Source organism: Pantoea sp. USMM079, assembly GCF_037153115.1.
In the GTDB taxonomy this organism is placed as follows: Bacteria; Pseudomonadota; Gammaproteobacteria; order Enterobacterales; family Enterobacteriaceae; genus Pantoea; species Pantoea communis.
In genome coordinates, this window is sequence record NZ_JBBCKX010000016.1 from 45,350 (window position 1) to 60,742 (window position 15,393).

The 15,393-nt window shown below is 54.9% G+C and carries 13 protein-coding genes; 3 read left to right on the plus strand and 10 right to left on the minus strand.

Features of this window, described 5'->3' with window-relative positions; genetic code table 11:
* Positions 1-377: 377 nt before the first annotated feature.
* Positions 378-4,268: a phosphoribosylformylglycinamidine synthase gene (purL, locus tag WFP70_RS18450; protein WP_337024021.1), complete on the minus strand. Its 3,891-nt coding sequence runs from the start codon at positions 4,266-4,268 to the stop codon at positions 378-380.
* Positions 4,269-4,538: 270 nt separating this feature from the next.
* Here purL and mltF point away from each other — a divergent pair, with 270 nt between their 5' ends.
* Positions 4,539-5,996, plus strand: a complete 1,458-nt coding sequence (mltF, locus tag WFP70_RS18455; RefSeq protein ID WP_337024020.1) for a membrane-bound lytic murein transglycosylase MltF — start codon at positions 4,539-4,541, stop codon at positions 5,994-5,996.
* Here mltF and tadA read toward each other — a convergent pair.
* Together tadA and yfhb are read right to left on the minus strand one after the other, a co-directional pair.
* Entirely contained in the window at positions 5,993-6,487 is a 495-nt protein-coding gene (tadA, locus tag WFP70_RS18460; protein WP_097118618.1) for a tRNA adenosine(34) deaminase TadA, read from the minus strand. The two genes, mltF and tadA, sit on opposite strands and share 4 nt — an antisense overlap.
* 56 nt (positions 6,488-6,543) lie before the next feature.
* Positions 6,544-7,182 (minus strand): phosphatidylglycerophosphatase C, encoded by a 639-nt coding sequence (gene yfhb / locus WFP70_RS18465; protein ID WP_058959159.1) that lies wholly within the window; start codon positions 7,180-7,182, stop codon positions 6,544-6,546.
* A 204-nt stretch (positions 7,183-7,386) separates the two neighbouring features.
* Between yfhb and WFP70_RS18470 the strand changes: the two genes are divergently transcribed.
* Together WFP70_RS18470 and WFP70_RS18475 are read left to right on the plus strand one after the other, a co-directional pair.
* Positions 7,387-8,226, plus strand: a complete 840-nt coding sequence (locus tag WFP70_RS18470; protein ID WP_160869447.1) for a MurR/RpiR family transcriptional regulator — start codon at positions 7,387-7,389, stop codon at positions 8,224-8,226.
* 411 nt (positions 8,227-8,637) lie between these two features.
* Positions 8,638-8,886 carry a YfhL family 4Fe-4S dicluster ferredoxin gene (locus WFP70_RS18475; protein WP_058959160.1) on the plus strand — a complete coding sequence of 83 codons (249 nt, stop codon included), beginning with the start codon at positions 8,638-8,640 and terminating at the stop codon, positions 8,884-8,886.
* Here WFP70_RS18475 and acpS read toward each other — a convergent pair.
* From acpS to lepA, 7 genes are all read right to left on the minus strand, one after another.
* On the minus strand, positions 8,883-9,263 hold the full coding sequence (acpS, locus tag WFP70_RS18480; RefSeq protein ID WP_034825626.1) for a holo-ACP synthase: 381 nt from the start codon (positions 9,261-9,263) through the stop codon (positions 8,883-8,885). The two genes, WFP70_RS18475 and acpS, sit on opposite strands and share 4 nt — an antisense overlap.
* Positions 9,263-9,994: a pyridoxine 5'-phosphate synthase gene (gene pdxJ, locus WFP70_RS18485; protein WP_034825624.1), complete on the minus strand. Its 732-nt coding sequence runs from the start codon at positions 9,992-9,994 to the stop codon at positions 9,263-9,265. Before pdxJ ends, acpS begins: the two co-directional genes overlap by 1 nt.
* A gap of 70 nt (positions 9,995-10,064) precedes the next feature.
* Positions 10,065-10,793: a DNA repair protein RecO gene (recO, locus tag WFP70_RS18490; RefSeq protein WP_034825622.1), complete on the minus strand. Its 729-nt coding sequence runs from the start codon at positions 10,791-10,793 to the stop codon at positions 10,065-10,067.
* Between the two features lie 3 nt (positions 10,794-10,796).
* The gene (era, locus tag WFP70_RS18495; protein WP_034825620.1) at positions 10,797-11,699 is read right to left on the minus strand and encodes a GTPase Era; all 903 of its coding nucleotides are present in this window, start codon (positions 11,697-11,699) and stop codon (positions 10,797-10,799) included.
* A gap of 54 nt (positions 11,700-11,753) precedes the next feature.
* Positions 11,754-12,434, minus strand: coding sequence for a ribonuclease III (rnc, locus tag WFP70_RS18500; protein ID WP_034825618.1), 681 nt, complete (start codon positions 12,432-12,434; stop codon positions 11,754-11,756).
* 132 nt (positions 12,435-12,566) lie between these two features.
* Positions 12,567-13,538, minus strand: coding sequence for a signal peptidase I (gene lepB, locus WFP70_RS18505; RefSeq protein ID WP_034825616.1), 972 nt, complete (start codon positions 13,536-13,538; stop codon positions 12,567-12,569).
* A gap of 9 nt (positions 13,539-13,547) precedes the next feature.
* A complete protein-coding gene (gene lepA, locus WFP70_RS18510) occupies positions 13,548-15,347 on the minus strand; it encodes a translation elongation factor 4 (RefSeq protein WP_034825613.1) in 1,800 nt (599 codons plus the stop codon).
* Between the last annotated feature and the right edge of the window lie 46 nt (positions 15,348-15,393).

The following is a 15,393-nucleotide window of genomic DNA, read 5'->3' on the forward strand; positions in this document are numbered from 1 at the left end:
GATTATCAGAGTAATGCGAGGTGTGACGCAGTTTTTTTATGAAAAAGCGGACCGGCTGGTCTGGCGAAAGTGTCGCTGATCAGCAACGAGTTAGAGGATGAAAAATTGATCCAATATAAATCAACAATTTAAATGTCACCATTTAGCGACACATCAATATCGTGTTTGTCGCTAATTTCCGACAATTGTGCGAGCCAGCCAAAGTAGGTCATGGCGTAATGGATTGAGTGAGTGAGTGAGTGAGTGAGTGAGTGAGTGAGTGAGTGAGTGAGTGAGTGAGTGAGTGAGTGAGTGAGTGAGTGAGTGAGTGAGTGAGTCTGGACCAGCCGGCCAAAAGAAAGGCCGCCTTGCGGCGGCCTCTGATGCGACTGGCTAAATTAGCCCAGCTGCTTACGTGCGTTGCGGAAGATACGCATCCACGGGCTGTCTTCGCCCCACTCTGCTGGGTGCCAGGAGTTGCTCACGGTGCGGAACACACGCTCTGGGTGCGGCATCATAATGGTGACACGACCGCTTTCGTTGGTGACTGCAGTGATACCGTTCGGCGAGCCGTTCGGGTTGGCTGGGTAATTTTCGGTCACTTTACCGAAGTTGTCCACGAAGCGCAGCGCCACCAGACCTTTGCTTTCCAGCTGAGCCAGATGCGCACCGTCACGCACTTCCACGAAGCCTTCACCGTGCGACACGGCGATTGGCATATGAGAACCGGCCATGCCGTCCAGCAGCAACGATGGGCTCGCAGCCACTTCAACCAGGCTGAAACGTGCTTCAAACCGCTCTGACTGGTTACGTACAAAGCGTGGCCACAGTTCGCTGCCCGGAATCAGCTCACGCAGATTCGACATCATCTGGCAGCCGTTACATACGCCCAGCGCCAGCGTCTGTGGACGGTGGAAGAAGTTTTCGAACTCATCACGCACACGGCCGTTGAACAGAATCGACTTCGCCCAACCTTCACCGGCACCCAATACGTCACCGTAAGAGAAGCCACCGCACGCGACCAGCGCCTGGAACTCTTCCAGACCACGGCGGCCCGCCAGCAGATCGCTCATGTGCACATCGACTGCGGTGAAACCAGCACGGTGGAAGGCAGCTGCCATCTCAACGTGGGAGTTCACGCCCTGCTCACGCAGTACGGCAACACGAGGACGCGCGCCTGTGGCGATCATCGGCGCAGCAACATCTTCCTCTGGCTTGAAGGTCAGATGAACGTTCAGGCCAGGATCGTTGTCGTCTTTCTTCGCTTCGTGCTCCTGATCGGCACAGGCAGGGTTGTCACGCAGACGCTGCATCTGCCAGGTGGTCTCTGCCCACCAGGTACGCAGCGTGGTGCGGCTTTCGCTGTACACCGCGCTGTCGCCAGAGCGGATGACAAAGCGATCGCCCGTCAGCGCCTGACCAATCACATGCACATTGCTGCTCAGACCATGGTCGGCAAACACTTTCTCAACGGATGCACGATCAGCGGCATTAATCTGGATCACTGCACCCAACTCTTCGGTGAACAGTGCTGCCAGCGCATCGTTACCCAGCGCGGCGATATCGGCTTCGATACCGCAGTGACCGGTGAAAGCCATTTCTGCCAGTGTTACCAGCAGGCCGCCATCAGAACGGTCATGGTAAGCCAGCAGCTTCTGCTCGGCCACCAGCGCCTGAATGGCGTTGAAGAAACCTGCCAACTGCGATGCATCACGCACGTCGGCTGGTTTGTCGCCTAACTGACGATAAACCTGTGACAGCGCGGTAGCACCCAGGGTGTTTGCGCCGTTGCCCAAATCAATCAGCAACAGCAGGTTATCCTGGTCAGCTTGCAGTTGAGGCGTTACGGTGCGGCGCACGTCTTCCACACGCGCAAAGGCGGTAATGACCAGCGACAGCGGTGAGGTCATCTCACGCTCTTCGGTACCCTGCTGCCAGCGAGTTTTCATCGACATCGAGTCTTTGCCGACCGGGATAGTGATGCCCAGCGCCGGACACAGCTCTTCGCCAACCGCTTTCACTGCGGCATACAAACCGGCATCTTCGCCTGGGTGACCTGCTGCGGCCATCCAGTTTGCAGAGAGCTTCACGCGCTGCAGGGAACCAATGGAGGTGGCTGCCAGGTTGGTCAGCGCTTCACCGACCGCTAAACGGCCTGAGGCGGCGAAGTCCAGCAAGGCGACTGGCGCACGTTCGCCCAGTGAGAAGGCTTCACCGTGATAGCTATCCAGGCTGGCGGTGGTCACTGCACAGTTCGCTACCGGGATCTGCCATGGGCCGACCATCTGGTCACGCGCCACCATACCGGTTACCGAACGGTCACCGATGGTAATCAGGAAGGTTTTCTCTGCCACAGTTGGCAGATGCAGTACGCGATTAACGGCATCTGCCACGGTAATGCCGTCACGCACCAGCGCATCGCCTTTGGCCTGCTGAGTGGCAACATCACGCGTCATCTTCGGTGTTTTGCCCAACAGCACGTCCAGCGGCATGTCGATAGGGTTGTTATCGAAGTGGCTATCCGCCAGGTTCAGATGCAGCTCTTCGGTGGCTTCACCGATCACCGCATAAGGTGCACGCTCACGCTTACACAGCTCGTCAAACAGCGCCAGCTGAGCCGGTGCCACCGCCAGCACATAACGTTCCTGGGATTCATTACACCACACTTCCAGCGGGCTCATGCCTGGCTCATCGTTGAGGATGTCGCGCAGGTTGAAGTTACCGCCACGGCCACCATCACTCACCAGCTCTGGCATCGCGTTCGACAGACCGCCAGCACCGACGTCGTGGATGAACAGAATCGGGTTGGCTTCGCCCAGCTGCCAGCAACGGTCGATCACTTCCTGGCAGCGACGCTCCATTTCCGGGTTGTCACGCTGGACAGATGCAAAATCCAGATCCGCATCAGACTGACCAGAGGCCATTGAAGAGGCTGCTCCGCCGCCGAGGCCAATGTTCATAGCGGGCCCGCCGAGCACGATCAGTTTCGCGCCGACGACGATCTCACCCTTCTGCACGTGGTCAGCACGGATGTTACCAATACCGCCCGCCAGCATGATCGGCTTATGGTAGCCACGCAGTTCTGAGCCATTATGGCTGTTCACGCGCTCTTCATAAGTACGGAAGTATCCGTTCAGTGCAGGACGGCCAAATTCGTTGTTGAACGCTGCGCCGCCCAGTGGGCCTTCAGTCATGATATCCAGCGCGGTAACAATACGCTCCGGCTTACCAAAATCTTCTTCCCACGGCTGTTCAAAACCCGGAATACGCAGATTGGAAACGGAGAAACCGACCAGGCCCGCTTTCGGCTTCGCGCCACGTCCCGTTGCGCCTTCATCACGGATTTCACCACCGGAACCGGTCGCAGCACCTGGCCACGGCGAAATCGCGGTCGGGTGGTTATGGGTTTCCACCTTCATCAGGATATGTGCATCTTCCTGATGGAAGGTGTATTCGCCCTTCTGCGCATCGGCGTAGAAGCGGCCCACTTTTGAACCTTCCATCACCGCGGCGTTGTCTTTATAAGCAGACAGCACGTGCTCAGGATTGTGTTCAAAGGTGTTTTTGATCATTTTAAACAGCGACTTCGGCTGTTTTTCACCGTCGATAATCCAGTCGGCGTTGAAGATTTTATGACGGCAGTGCTCTGAGTTTGCCTGAGCAAACATATAGAGCTCGATGTCGTTCGGATTGCGGCCCAGTTTGGTGAAGGCATTCAGCAAATAGTCGATTTCGTCATCGGCTAGTGCCAGGCCCAGCGTGGTGTTGGCCTGTTCCAGTGCAATGCGACCGGTACCCAACACATCAACGCTTTTCAGCGGCTGTGGTTCATGGTGTGCGAACAACTGCTGCGCATCATTCAGGTCACCGAATACGGTCTCCATCATGCGGTCATGCAGCAGGCTAGCCAGCTGTTGCCATTGCGCTTCCGTCAGCTGCGGCGCCTGCACATAGAAAGCCATACCGCGTTCGAGGCGGATAACCTGGGGCAGATCGCAGTTGTGCGCGATATCGGTGGCTTTTGATGACCACGGAGAAATGGTGCCGGGACGCGGCGTCACCAGTAACAGACGCCCTTGTGGCGCGTGCTCGGCGAGAGAAGGACCGTATTTCAGCAGACGTTGCAGGCGGGCATGTTCATCCGCACTGAGCGGTGCACTGACATCGGCAAAATGGACGTACTCGGCGTAAATATCACTCACTGGCAGGTGAGCGTCCTGAAAGCGGGTCAGCAGTTTGTTTACACGAAATGCCGACAGAGCGGGCGAACCACGCAGAATTTCCATCATCAAAGATCTCTCGTCTTCGAAGCGCCGGGCGACGCTTCATTGGGCGCAACAGGGGAAAACGGGCGGTATTATAGAGAAACAGCACGGGTTACGAAACCGTTTGCGCATAAAATCTGGCACTCAGCATTTGGCTGAATTATGCACAATTCTTGCTATATAAGTTGCCCTGCTGCACTTTGTTGCGCAAAATGCCCCTCGCTCTGGGAGTAAAAACAACACAAATACTGCCTTTAAAAGACAGAGGCCTGTGAGCCATTACGAGACAACTATTTGAAACGCCTGAAAATAAACTATCTGTTTATCGGTCTGATCACCGTGCTGCTTGCGCTGGCACTGTGGCCTTCCATCCCCTGGTACGGGGGCGGAAAAGACGCGTTATCACAGATTAAATCACGTGGAGTGCTGCGCATCAGTACCGTCAACTCCCCGCTGACTTACTACACCATCAATAATGCACCAGCCGGTATGGATTACGAGCTGGCGAAACGCTTCGCCGATTATCTTGGCGTCAAACTTGAGGTTACGGTGCGTCCGAACCTCGGCGATCTGTTTGACGATCTGGATGATGGTAAGGCGGATTTGCTCGCAGCTGGGCTGATCTACAACGGTGAACGCCTTGCCCACTATCAAAGTGGACCGAGCTACTACTCTGTTTCGCAGCAGTTGGTGTACCGCATTGATAAGCCACGGCCGAAGAATCTCGGCGATTTGAAAGGCCGCCTGATTGTGCAGTCCGGTTCGGCATATCTGTCAACTTTACGTTCCGCAAAAGCTGACAGCTATCCCGATCTCGATTGGGCGATTTCTACCGATCAGGGACAGAAAGCGCTGCTGGAAGCCGTCGCCGACGGCAAGCTGGATTACACCGTGGGCGATTCGGTCACCATCGGCTTATTGCAGCGCATCCATCCGCAGCTGGCCGTAGCATTCGACATCACCGATGAAGAACCGGTCACCTGGTATCTGCCACGCAATGATGATGACAGTCTGAATGCGGCAATGCTCGACTTCTACAGCCAGATGGGCGAAGAAGGCACAATGGCGCGCCTCGAAGAGAAGTATCTCGGTCACGTTGGCACTTTTGATTACGTGGATACCCGCACCTTCCTGCGCGCGATTGATAACACGTTGCCGGATATCAAACCGCTGTTTGAGAAATACGCGGCGAGCATGGACTGGCGTCTGCTGGCAGCCATCTCTTATCAGGAGTCGCACTGGAATCCGCAGGCGACCTCACCGACCGGCGTGCGCGGCATGATGATGTTGACGCGTAACACCGCTGACAGCCTCGACGTCAGCGATCGCCTTGATCCTGAGCAGAGCATCCGTGGCGGCAGCGAATACCTGCAACGTATGATGGAGAAGGTGCCGGACACCATCCCTGATGATGAGCGCATCTGGTTTGCATTGGCGGCGTATAACATGGGCTATGCGCACATGCTGGATGCCCGCAAGCTGACGGCCAAACAAGGCGGTAATCCTGATAGCTGGGCCGATGTCAAACAGCGTCTGCCGATGCTGAGCCAGAAGCGTTATTACGCGCAAACCTCCTACGGTTACGCGCGCGGCCATGAAGCTTACAACTATGTCGAGAACATCCGTAAGTATCAGATCAGTCTGGTGGGATATCTGCAGGAGCAGGAGAAGCGTATCGCTCAGCAGTCGGCGCTGGAAGCGGAATTGGGCGCCGGTTACCCGGCGGTCGAGCCTAAGATTGCGATGAACTAACCTTCGCGCTGCGCCTGACGCAGCGCTTTCTTTTGCTCGCGGCGCATGCGGAAGAAGTCACTCAACATTCCGGCACACTCTTCTGCCAGCACACCGCAATCAATCTGAATCTGATGATTCATACCTGGATGACCAATCACGTCCATGAGCGAGCCCGCTGCGCCCGTTTTCTCATCCTTTGCGCCATATACAAGCCGCGTAATGCGACTGTGCACCATCGCACCGGCGCACATCACGCAGGGTTCCAGCGTCACATACAACGTGGTATCAAGCAGGCGATAGTTTTCGAGGATTTTGCCGCCCTGCCGCAGCGCCATGATTTCGGCATGCGCGGTCGGGTCGCACTGACCAATCGGTCGATTCCAGCCTTCGCCAATCACTTTATCACCCTGCACTAATACCGCGCCCACCGGCACTTCGCCCTGTTCCCACGCGCGACGCGCCAGCTCCAGCGCATGGCGCATCCAATATTCATCTGTTTGTGGGTTCACCGGGCAGCTCCTGCGGATTTAAAGGCGGCGCATTATAGACGGAATCGCCGCATGATTCACTCCAGCTGTTGCAGCTCACCGCGAGGTGTCACCCGCCAGCGATGCTGGCAGAAGAACAGCAGCGGGTTATCCTGTTTACTGTCGCTGTAACCGCTGTAGAGTTGCAATGGTGTACCAATCTTCTCTTCGAGTTGAGCGACCTTCTCATGCCCGAGGCAACGCATGGCCAGCACGCGCCCCCCTAAACCGGGTTGCATCTGACTGGCAATCAGCTGTACGCGCGGCAGAAAGGCCGAATCGAAATAGACCTGCTCCACCAGTGATTGTGGTGAACCAGTGATCAGCCACACATCCGCATCATCGCTGCTGAGATAATCGGTCAGACGTTGTTGCACCACCGGAAAAGCGGTGACGCGCTCGCGGAACCATGTCGCGAACGCGGCCTCACGCTGACGCAGGCGCAGCTCACTGTGGCCAAAAGTAATGGCCCACAGCAGTAAACTCATTGGCCAGCGTGCGGCGCGTCCTTTAAACAGCATTCCCAGGCCAATCACCGGCAACAGCGGCACCACCAGCAACAGGTTGATCGGCTGGCGTCGCAGCAGATAACGCATAAAGGTGCCAAACATGTCCTGCTGATGCAGCGTGCCATCCAGATCGAAAAACACCACGCGGCGTTGCGTACCCTTTGTCAAACTCCTCTCCTTATCTTTCCTTTCTACGGCTTGCCCTACAGTGTAGCCAGCTTCAACGGCGGGGGCGAAAGCGGTCATTTTTAATTCCTAGCGCCACATTGCCAGCTGAATAGTTTATTCTTTGTATCGGCGTGCTGTCATTAAAACCTGACGGTGCGAAAAGAGACTAAGCTCAAGCGGGATTAGATGGATTAAGGATCGAACATGAGTTCATTGCTGCGAATTCGCCAGCTCTACCCTCGACTGGCGCTAAATGAGCGTCGGCTGGCGGATTTTTTGCTGTCGCAGCCGGATCGGGCACGGCATCTGAGTTCACAAAAACTGGCTGAGGAATCGGGCGTCAGCCAGTCGAGCGTGGTGAAGTTTGCCCAGAAACTGGGCTATAAGGGATTTCCGGCGCTGAAACTGGCACTGAGTGAATCGCTGGCGGATCGCGACGCCATCACCGTGCACAATCATATTCTTAGCGACGATCCCCTCAAAGTGGTCGGCGAAAAATTACTGACTGAGAAGATTTCCGCTATCCGCGCCACGCTGGATATCAACAGCGAAGAGAAATTGCTGCAAACCCTGCAATTGCTGAAAAACGCCAACCGCATTTTGTTAGTGGGCATCGGTGCGTCGGGGTTGGTGGCGAAAGATTTCTCATGGAAGCTGATGAAGATTGGCATCAACGCGGTAGCCGAGCAGGATATGCATGCTTTACTGGCGAGCGTGCAGGCGATGGCACCGGGGGATGTGCTGCTGGCGATTTCCTATACCGGGGAGCGGCGTGAGATTAACCTTGCGGCACAGGAAGCCGCACAGCTGGGGGTCGACGTGCTGGCGTTTACCGGCTTTACCCCCAACTCGCTGCAACAGTGCGCTTCCATATGCTTGTACACCGTTGCCGAGGAGCAAAGCACGCGCAGTGCCGCAATCTCCTCAACCAGTGCACAGCTGGCGCTGACGGATCTGCTGTTTATGGCATTGGTGCAGCACGATCCTGAACGCGCCTCAAGCCACATTCGACACAGCGAAGAGCTGGTGAAAAAACTGGTGTGATACAAAAAAGGCCGTTATTCGGCCTTTTTACTTTGCGATGCAGAATCGTGACGACAGGCCTGGCGGCTCGCATGCTGCAGGTTATGCAGGCACTCATCGCATAAAGAGGCATCATCAGACATCCTACGCGCCAGCCACCCTCGCGCAACTCCACACTGAGTGCATTGCTGCTTTAAAAACATTTCTTTCAACGAGTTAATTTTTATCATGGTGCTTACGACAAACATTTATGCGGATAATTACCGCACAAAATGATAACTCGGAGTACTCCTAATTCCTATCTAACCTTTGATGAATTTTGCTTGAGTGACGCAATCCTCGCTTTGTTTGATCCCGCGCAATAAACCATGCGACCTTATAAGCCGGTTTTATGATAAGGTGCGCGCCTTCTTTCTCAGGCTAACGGCGATCATGGCTTTACTCATTACGGCGAAATGCATCAATTGCGATATGTGCGAACCTGAATGCCCGAACCAGGCCATCAGTTTAGGTGAGGCGATCTATGAGATTGATGTCGACCGCTGCACCGAATGCGTGGGCCATTATGATGTGCCGACCTGCCAAAGCGTCTGCCCGATTGATAACACCATCATTTCTGACCCACAGCACCCGGAAACCCGTGAGGCGCTGTGGGAGAAATTTGTCGTGTTGCACCCTTAGTCTTCGATGATCACCGTTGCGCAGGCGTAGTGCCGCTCATCGGCCAGCGTGACATGCACATGTTTCACGCCCAACTGGCTGGCAATCACTTTTGCCTGTTCGAAAAAGCGTAAGCCCGGTTTGCCAAGCGCGTCGTTGTACACTTCGAATTGATTAAAGGCCAGACCACCGCGAATGCCTGTACCAAAGGCTTTGGCCGCCGCTTCTTTCACCGCAAAACGTTTGGCAAGAAAGCGCACCGGTTGCTGGTGCGCCTGATATTGCTGCCACTCGGCTTCGCTCAAGACGCGACGCGCCAGACGATCGCCGGATCGCTCAATCACACCGGCAATACGTTCGATTTCAACGATGTCGCTGCCGAGTCCGAGAATCGCCATTAACGACGCGCTTCCCGCATCAGCTGCTTCATCTCTGACACCGCATCCGCCAGGCCACTGAACAGCGCACGGCCAATGATGGCGTGACCAATGTTTAGCTCATGCATCTCCGGCAGTTCAGCGATGGGTTGCACGTTGTGATACGTCAGACCGTGACCGGCGTTAACCTTCAAACCGAGGCTGGCTGCAAATGTGGCTGCTTTGCGAATACGCGATAATTCGGCTTCACGCTCCAGCCCTTCCGGTGCTTCCGCATAGGCGCCAGTGTGGATCTCAATGTAAGGCGCGCCGCTGGCAACGGCCGCTTCAATCTGGCGGTGGTCGGCATCGATGAACAGCGACACCAGAATACCCGCTTCGCTCAGCAGGCGAACCGCAGCATTGATTTTGTCCTGCTGACCCGCCACATCTAATCCGCCTTCAGTGGTCACTTCCTGGCGCTTTTCCGGCACCAGACACACGAAGTGCGGCTTGATATCACAGGCAATGTCGATCATCTCATCGGTCACCGCCATCTCCAGATTCATACGTGTCTGGATGGTGTCGCGCAGAATACGCACATCGCGATCGGTGATATGACGACGATCTTCACGCAGGTGCACAGTGATGCCATCTGCGCCCGCCTGTTCAGAAACAAACGCCGCCTGGACTGGATCGGGATAATTCGTGCCACGTGCGTTACGTACGGTGGCGATGTGGTCAATGTTGACCCCTAACAGCAACTCAGCCATGACAATCCTTAAATAGGTTCAGTGTGTTTGCAGTGTACCGTGCTGAGCATATCAGGCGGTACGACCAGCGCTAGTCGTTTGCCACATCGGGCTTCTTTTTGGGCACAAACTGGCGAAACAGTTCCTGGCTCTTCAGCGGTTTACCGCCCAGATAAGGCTTGAGCGCCATACGCGTGAAGCGCTTGGCAGCACGCAGGCTGTCAGCATCGGGAAACTCGCGTTCCCACAGCGCACGCAACTGGCGACCGGTAAAACTGCGTTGGTTCACCACCAGGCTGGCGATAAACCCCTTCTCTTCACGATAACTGTACGTCATGCCGTCATCGATCTCTTCACCACTGCCCGCACAGTGCAGGAAATCCACGCCGTAACCCAGGTGGCCCAGCAGCGCCAGTTCAAAGCGACGCAGCGCCGGTTCAGGCGTGCCACTGCCTGCGGCCAGCATCTGGATGCAATGGAGATAGTCAAAGAAGAGGTCGGAGAAAGGAATTTCCTGCTCAAGCACGCGAGACAGCAGTTCGTTAACGTACAGCCCGCAGTAGAGCGTGATGCCACTGAGCGGCAAGGCCAGCGACACCGCTTCGGCACTGCGCAGCGTTTTAACTTCGCCACGTCCACCCCAGCGCACCAGCAGCGGCGTGAAGGGTTGGAGTGCACCTTTGAGTTGCGAACGGCGCGAGCGTGCGCCTTTGGCGAGGACGCGGACGCGCCCTTCGCTTTCGCTGAACAGATCGAGCAGGAGGCTGGTTTCGCTGTAAGGGCGACTATGCAGCACAAAGGCGCGTTGCCAGCCTTCCATCAATTATTCGTCTGTATAGCCCAGGCTGCGCAGTGCACGTTCGTCATCCGCCCAACCCGATTTCACTTTAACCCACAGTTCGAGATGCACTTTTGCCTCAAACATCTCTTCCATGTCTTTACGCGCTTCAATACCGATGGTTTTAATCTTGGCGCCTTTGTTGCCAATCACCATCTTCTTCTGCCCTTCGCGCTCGACGAGGATCAGACCGTTGATGTCATAGCCACCACGATCGTTAGAGACGAATTGTTCGATTTCCACGGTCACTGAGTAAGGCAGTTCCGCACCGAGGAACCGCATCAGTTTTTCACGGATGATCTCAGACGCCATGAAGCGCTGTGAACGATCGGTGATGTAATCTTCCGGGAAGTGATGGTCAGATTTCGGCAGGCATTTACGCGCGATAGCGGCAATGGCATCAACGTTCTTACCGCTTTCTGCCGAGATCGGTACAATCTCAAGGAAATTCATTTGCTGGCTCAGGAACTGCAGGTGTGGCAGCAGAATGGTTTTATCCTGAATGTTATCGACCTTGTTAACCGCCAGCACCACCGGCACTTTGCCGTCGCGCAGCTTGTTCAAGACCATTTCGTCGTCCGGCGTCCAGCGGGTGCCCTCAACAACAAAAATCACCAGCTCCACATCACCAATTGAGCTGCTGGCAGCACGGTTCATCAGGCGGTTAATCGCCCGCTTCTCTTCCATGTGCAGCCCGGGAGTATCCACGTAAATCGCCTGATAAGCGCCTTCAGTGTGAATACCCATGATGCGGTGACGCGTGGTTTGCGGTTTACGCGAGGTGATCGACACTTTCTGCCCCAGTAATTGGTTCAGTAAGGTGGATTTGCCAACGTTAGGTCGGCCAACAATCGCGATAAAGCCGCTGTGTGTTTCGATTTCGCTCATTCGAGTCCTGACTTGAGCAGCGTCGCTGTCGACGCTGCGATATGACTATGTATTTTATTCGAGACCAAGCTTAATTAATGCCTGTTCAGCGGCAGCTTGCTCTGCTTTACGGCGGCTGGAACCTACACCCACCACCGGTTCTGCCATGCCACTCACCTGACAGTGAATGGTGAATTCCTGATCGTGGGCTTCGCCACGCACCTGCACCACCAGATAAGAAGGCAGCGGCAGGTGACGCCCTTGCAGAAACTCCTGCAGACGCGTTTTTGGATCTTTTTGCTTATCACCCGGGCTGATTTCATCAAGGCGATTTTGGTACCAATCGAGAATCAGTTTCTCAACGGTTTGAATGTTGCTGTCGAGGAAGATACCGCCAATCAGCGCTTCAACCGTATCAGCAAGAATCGATTCGCGACGGAAACCGCCACTCTTCAACTCGCCCGGTCCAAGACGTAAACATTCGCCAAGTTCAAACTCACGCGCCATCTCTGCCAGGGTATTGCCCCGCACCAGCGTAGCGCGCATGCGGCTCATGTCACCTTCATCCACACGTGGGAAGCGGTGATAAAGCGCATTGGCAATCACATAGCTGAGAATGGAATCGCCAAGAAACTCAAGACGTTCATTGTGCTTACTGCTGGCACTGCGGTGAGTCAATGCTTGCTGCAGTAGTTCCGGATGAGTAAAAGTGTAGCCCAGTTTGCGCTGCAGCTTGTTAATAAGGATGGGGTTCATGCGATTCCAGTTATTCTGTGCGTCTGTAACTCTGCATACGAAACAGGGCTGAGGTTCCAACACGTTCTGTTTCGTTTGCAGTGGCCCCCCGAAAGAGGCCAACCGTGTTGCCCACCGCAGTGGGCATAGTGCTTAGTGGATTCCGCCGATGCGACTTAAGCGCACGCCCGTTGGCCACTGTCCTTCTTGTTTCTCAAAGCTCATCCAGATAGCCACCGCTTTACCGACCAGATTCTTCTCAGGCACAAAGCCCCAGTAGCGGCTGTCGGCGCTGTTATCGCGGTTATCACCCATCATGAAATATTGCCCTTCCGGCACGATCCACGTGGATTGCGGCTGACCCGGCTGCTGATAATACATGCTTGCCTGGCTCTGCGCTTCGTTTACTAACAGGATATCGTGCGTCACCGTGCCCAACGTCTCTTTACGTGTTCCCAGACGCAGGCCGCCCTTCATGGTTTCGCCCTGTGGTGCTTCAAAGAAGCCGTTACCGGTTTCATTGCCATCAAAGCCGCTGAAGGTTTGAATGAAGCGGCTTGGCTCCACGTTGGTATAGGTGATCGGCAACGCGGTATCGCATTTGCCCGTGCCACAACCCGGGTTAACCGTCAGCGTTTTACTGTAAGGATCAAACACCACTTTGTCGCCCGGCAGACCGATCACACGTTTAATGTAATCGACGCTCGGATCTTTCGGGTATTTAAACACCGCCACATCACCACGCTGCGGATGACCCGTTGGGATCAGCGTGGTTTGAGTAATCGGATCTTTGATTCCGTAAGCAAACTTCTCCACCAGAATAAAATCACCAATCAGCAACGTCGGCATCATGGAACCTGATGGGATCTGGAACGGCTCAAAAATAAATGAGCGAACGATCAGTACCACTGCCAGCACCGGGAACACCGATGCCGCCGTTTCTACCCAGCCTGGCTGAGCCGCCACTTTGGCCAGCGTTTTGCCGTCCAATGTGTTGCCCGCCTGCGCTTGTGCAGCTGCCTGCTTAGCACGACGCGCCGGAGCCCACTTAAAGCGATCGATACACCAGATAACACCCGTTATAAGCGTGGCGATCACCAGAATCAGGGCGAACATATTAGCCATTAAAGTTCCTTATTTGCTGTCTTTACCGACATGCAGAATGGCAAGGAATGCTTCCTGCGGCAGCTCAACGTTGCCGACCTGCTTCATTCGCTTCTTACCGTCTTTCTGCTTCTGCAACAGTTTCTTCTTACGGCTCACGTCACCGCCATAGCATTTCGCCAGGACGTTTTTACGCAGCTGCTTGACCGTTGAGCGAGCGATAATGTGGTTGCCGATTGCCGCCTGAATCGCAATATCGAACTGCTGACGTGGGATCAGATCTTTCATCTTCTCCACGAGGTCGCGGCCACGATACTGAGAGTTATCACGGTGGGTAATCAGCGCCAGCGCATCAACACGTTCTGAGTTAATCATCACGTCGACACGCACCATGTCAGAGGCCTGGAAACGTTTAAAGTTATAGTCCAGCGATGCATAGCCGCGAGACGTTGATTTCAGACGGTCGAAGAAGTCGAGTACCACTTCTGCCATCGGGATTTCATAGGTCAGCGCAACCTGTTTACCGTGGTAAACCATGTTGGTCTGCACACCGCGTTTCTCAATACACAGGGTGATGACGTTGCCGAGGAATTCCTGCGGCAGCAGCATATGACACTCGGCGATCGGTTCGCGCAGTTCTTCAATATTGTTCAGCGGTGGCAGCTTCGAAGGGCTGTCAACATAGACTGTCTGGCCGTCGGTGGTGATGACTTCATAAACTACCGTTGGCGCTGTAGTAATCAGGTCGAGATCGTATTCACGCTCCAGACGTTCCTGAATGATCTCCATGTGCAGCAGACCGAGGAAGCCGATGCGGAAGCCGAAGCCCAGCGCCGTTGAGCTTTCTGGCTCATAGAACAGTGAGGCATCGTTGAGGCTCAGTTTGCCCAGCGCATCACGGAACGCTTCATAGTCATCAGAGCTGATCGGGAACAGGCCAGCATATACCTGTGGCTTCACTTTCTTAAAGCCTGGCAGGACATGTTCAGCAGGATTGCGTTGCAGCGTCAGGGTGTCACCGACAGGCGCGCCCATGATGTCTTTGATAGCGCAAACCAACCAGCCTACTTCACCGCAGTTCAGTTCATTACGGTCAACCTGTTTCGGTGTAAAGATGCCTAAGCGATCAGCGTTATAGGTCTGACCGGTGCTCATCACCTTCACTTTGTCGCCTTTACGCAGCGTACCGTTCTTGATACGAATCAGTGACACAACGCCCAGGTAGTTATCGAACCATGAGTCGATGATCAGCGCCTGCAGTGGGCCTTCCGGATCACCTTCCGGTGGTGGGATATCACGCACCAGACGCTCAAGCACATCCGGAACGCCAACGCCGGTTTTCGCCGAGCAGCGCACGGCATCAGCCGCATCAATACCGACGATATCTTCAATCTCTTCCGCCACGCGCTCAGGATCGGCCGCAGGCAAGTCGATTTTGTTCAGAACCGGTACCACTTCCAGATCCATTTCCATTGCGGTGTAGCAGTTCGCCAGCGTCTGTGCTTCAACGCCCTGACCTGCATCGACCACCAGCAAAGCCCCTTCACAAGCCGCTAAAGAGCGGGAAACTTCATAGGAGAAGTCAACGTGGCCGGGAGTATCGATAAAATTGAGCTGGTAAGTTTCACCGTTCAGCGCTTTGTAATCGAGCGTGACGCTTTGCGCTTTGATGGTAATGCCGCGCTCGCGCTCCAGATCCATAGAATCCAGAACCTGCGCCGCCATCTCACGATCGCTGAGGCCACCACAAATCTGAATCAAGCGGTCAGAGAGCGTTGATTTGCCGTGGTCGATGTGTGCGATGATGGAGAAATTTCGTATGTGCTTCATTTATATGAATATCTTCACGTAAAAAATCAGTGGAAAACTTGAGCAC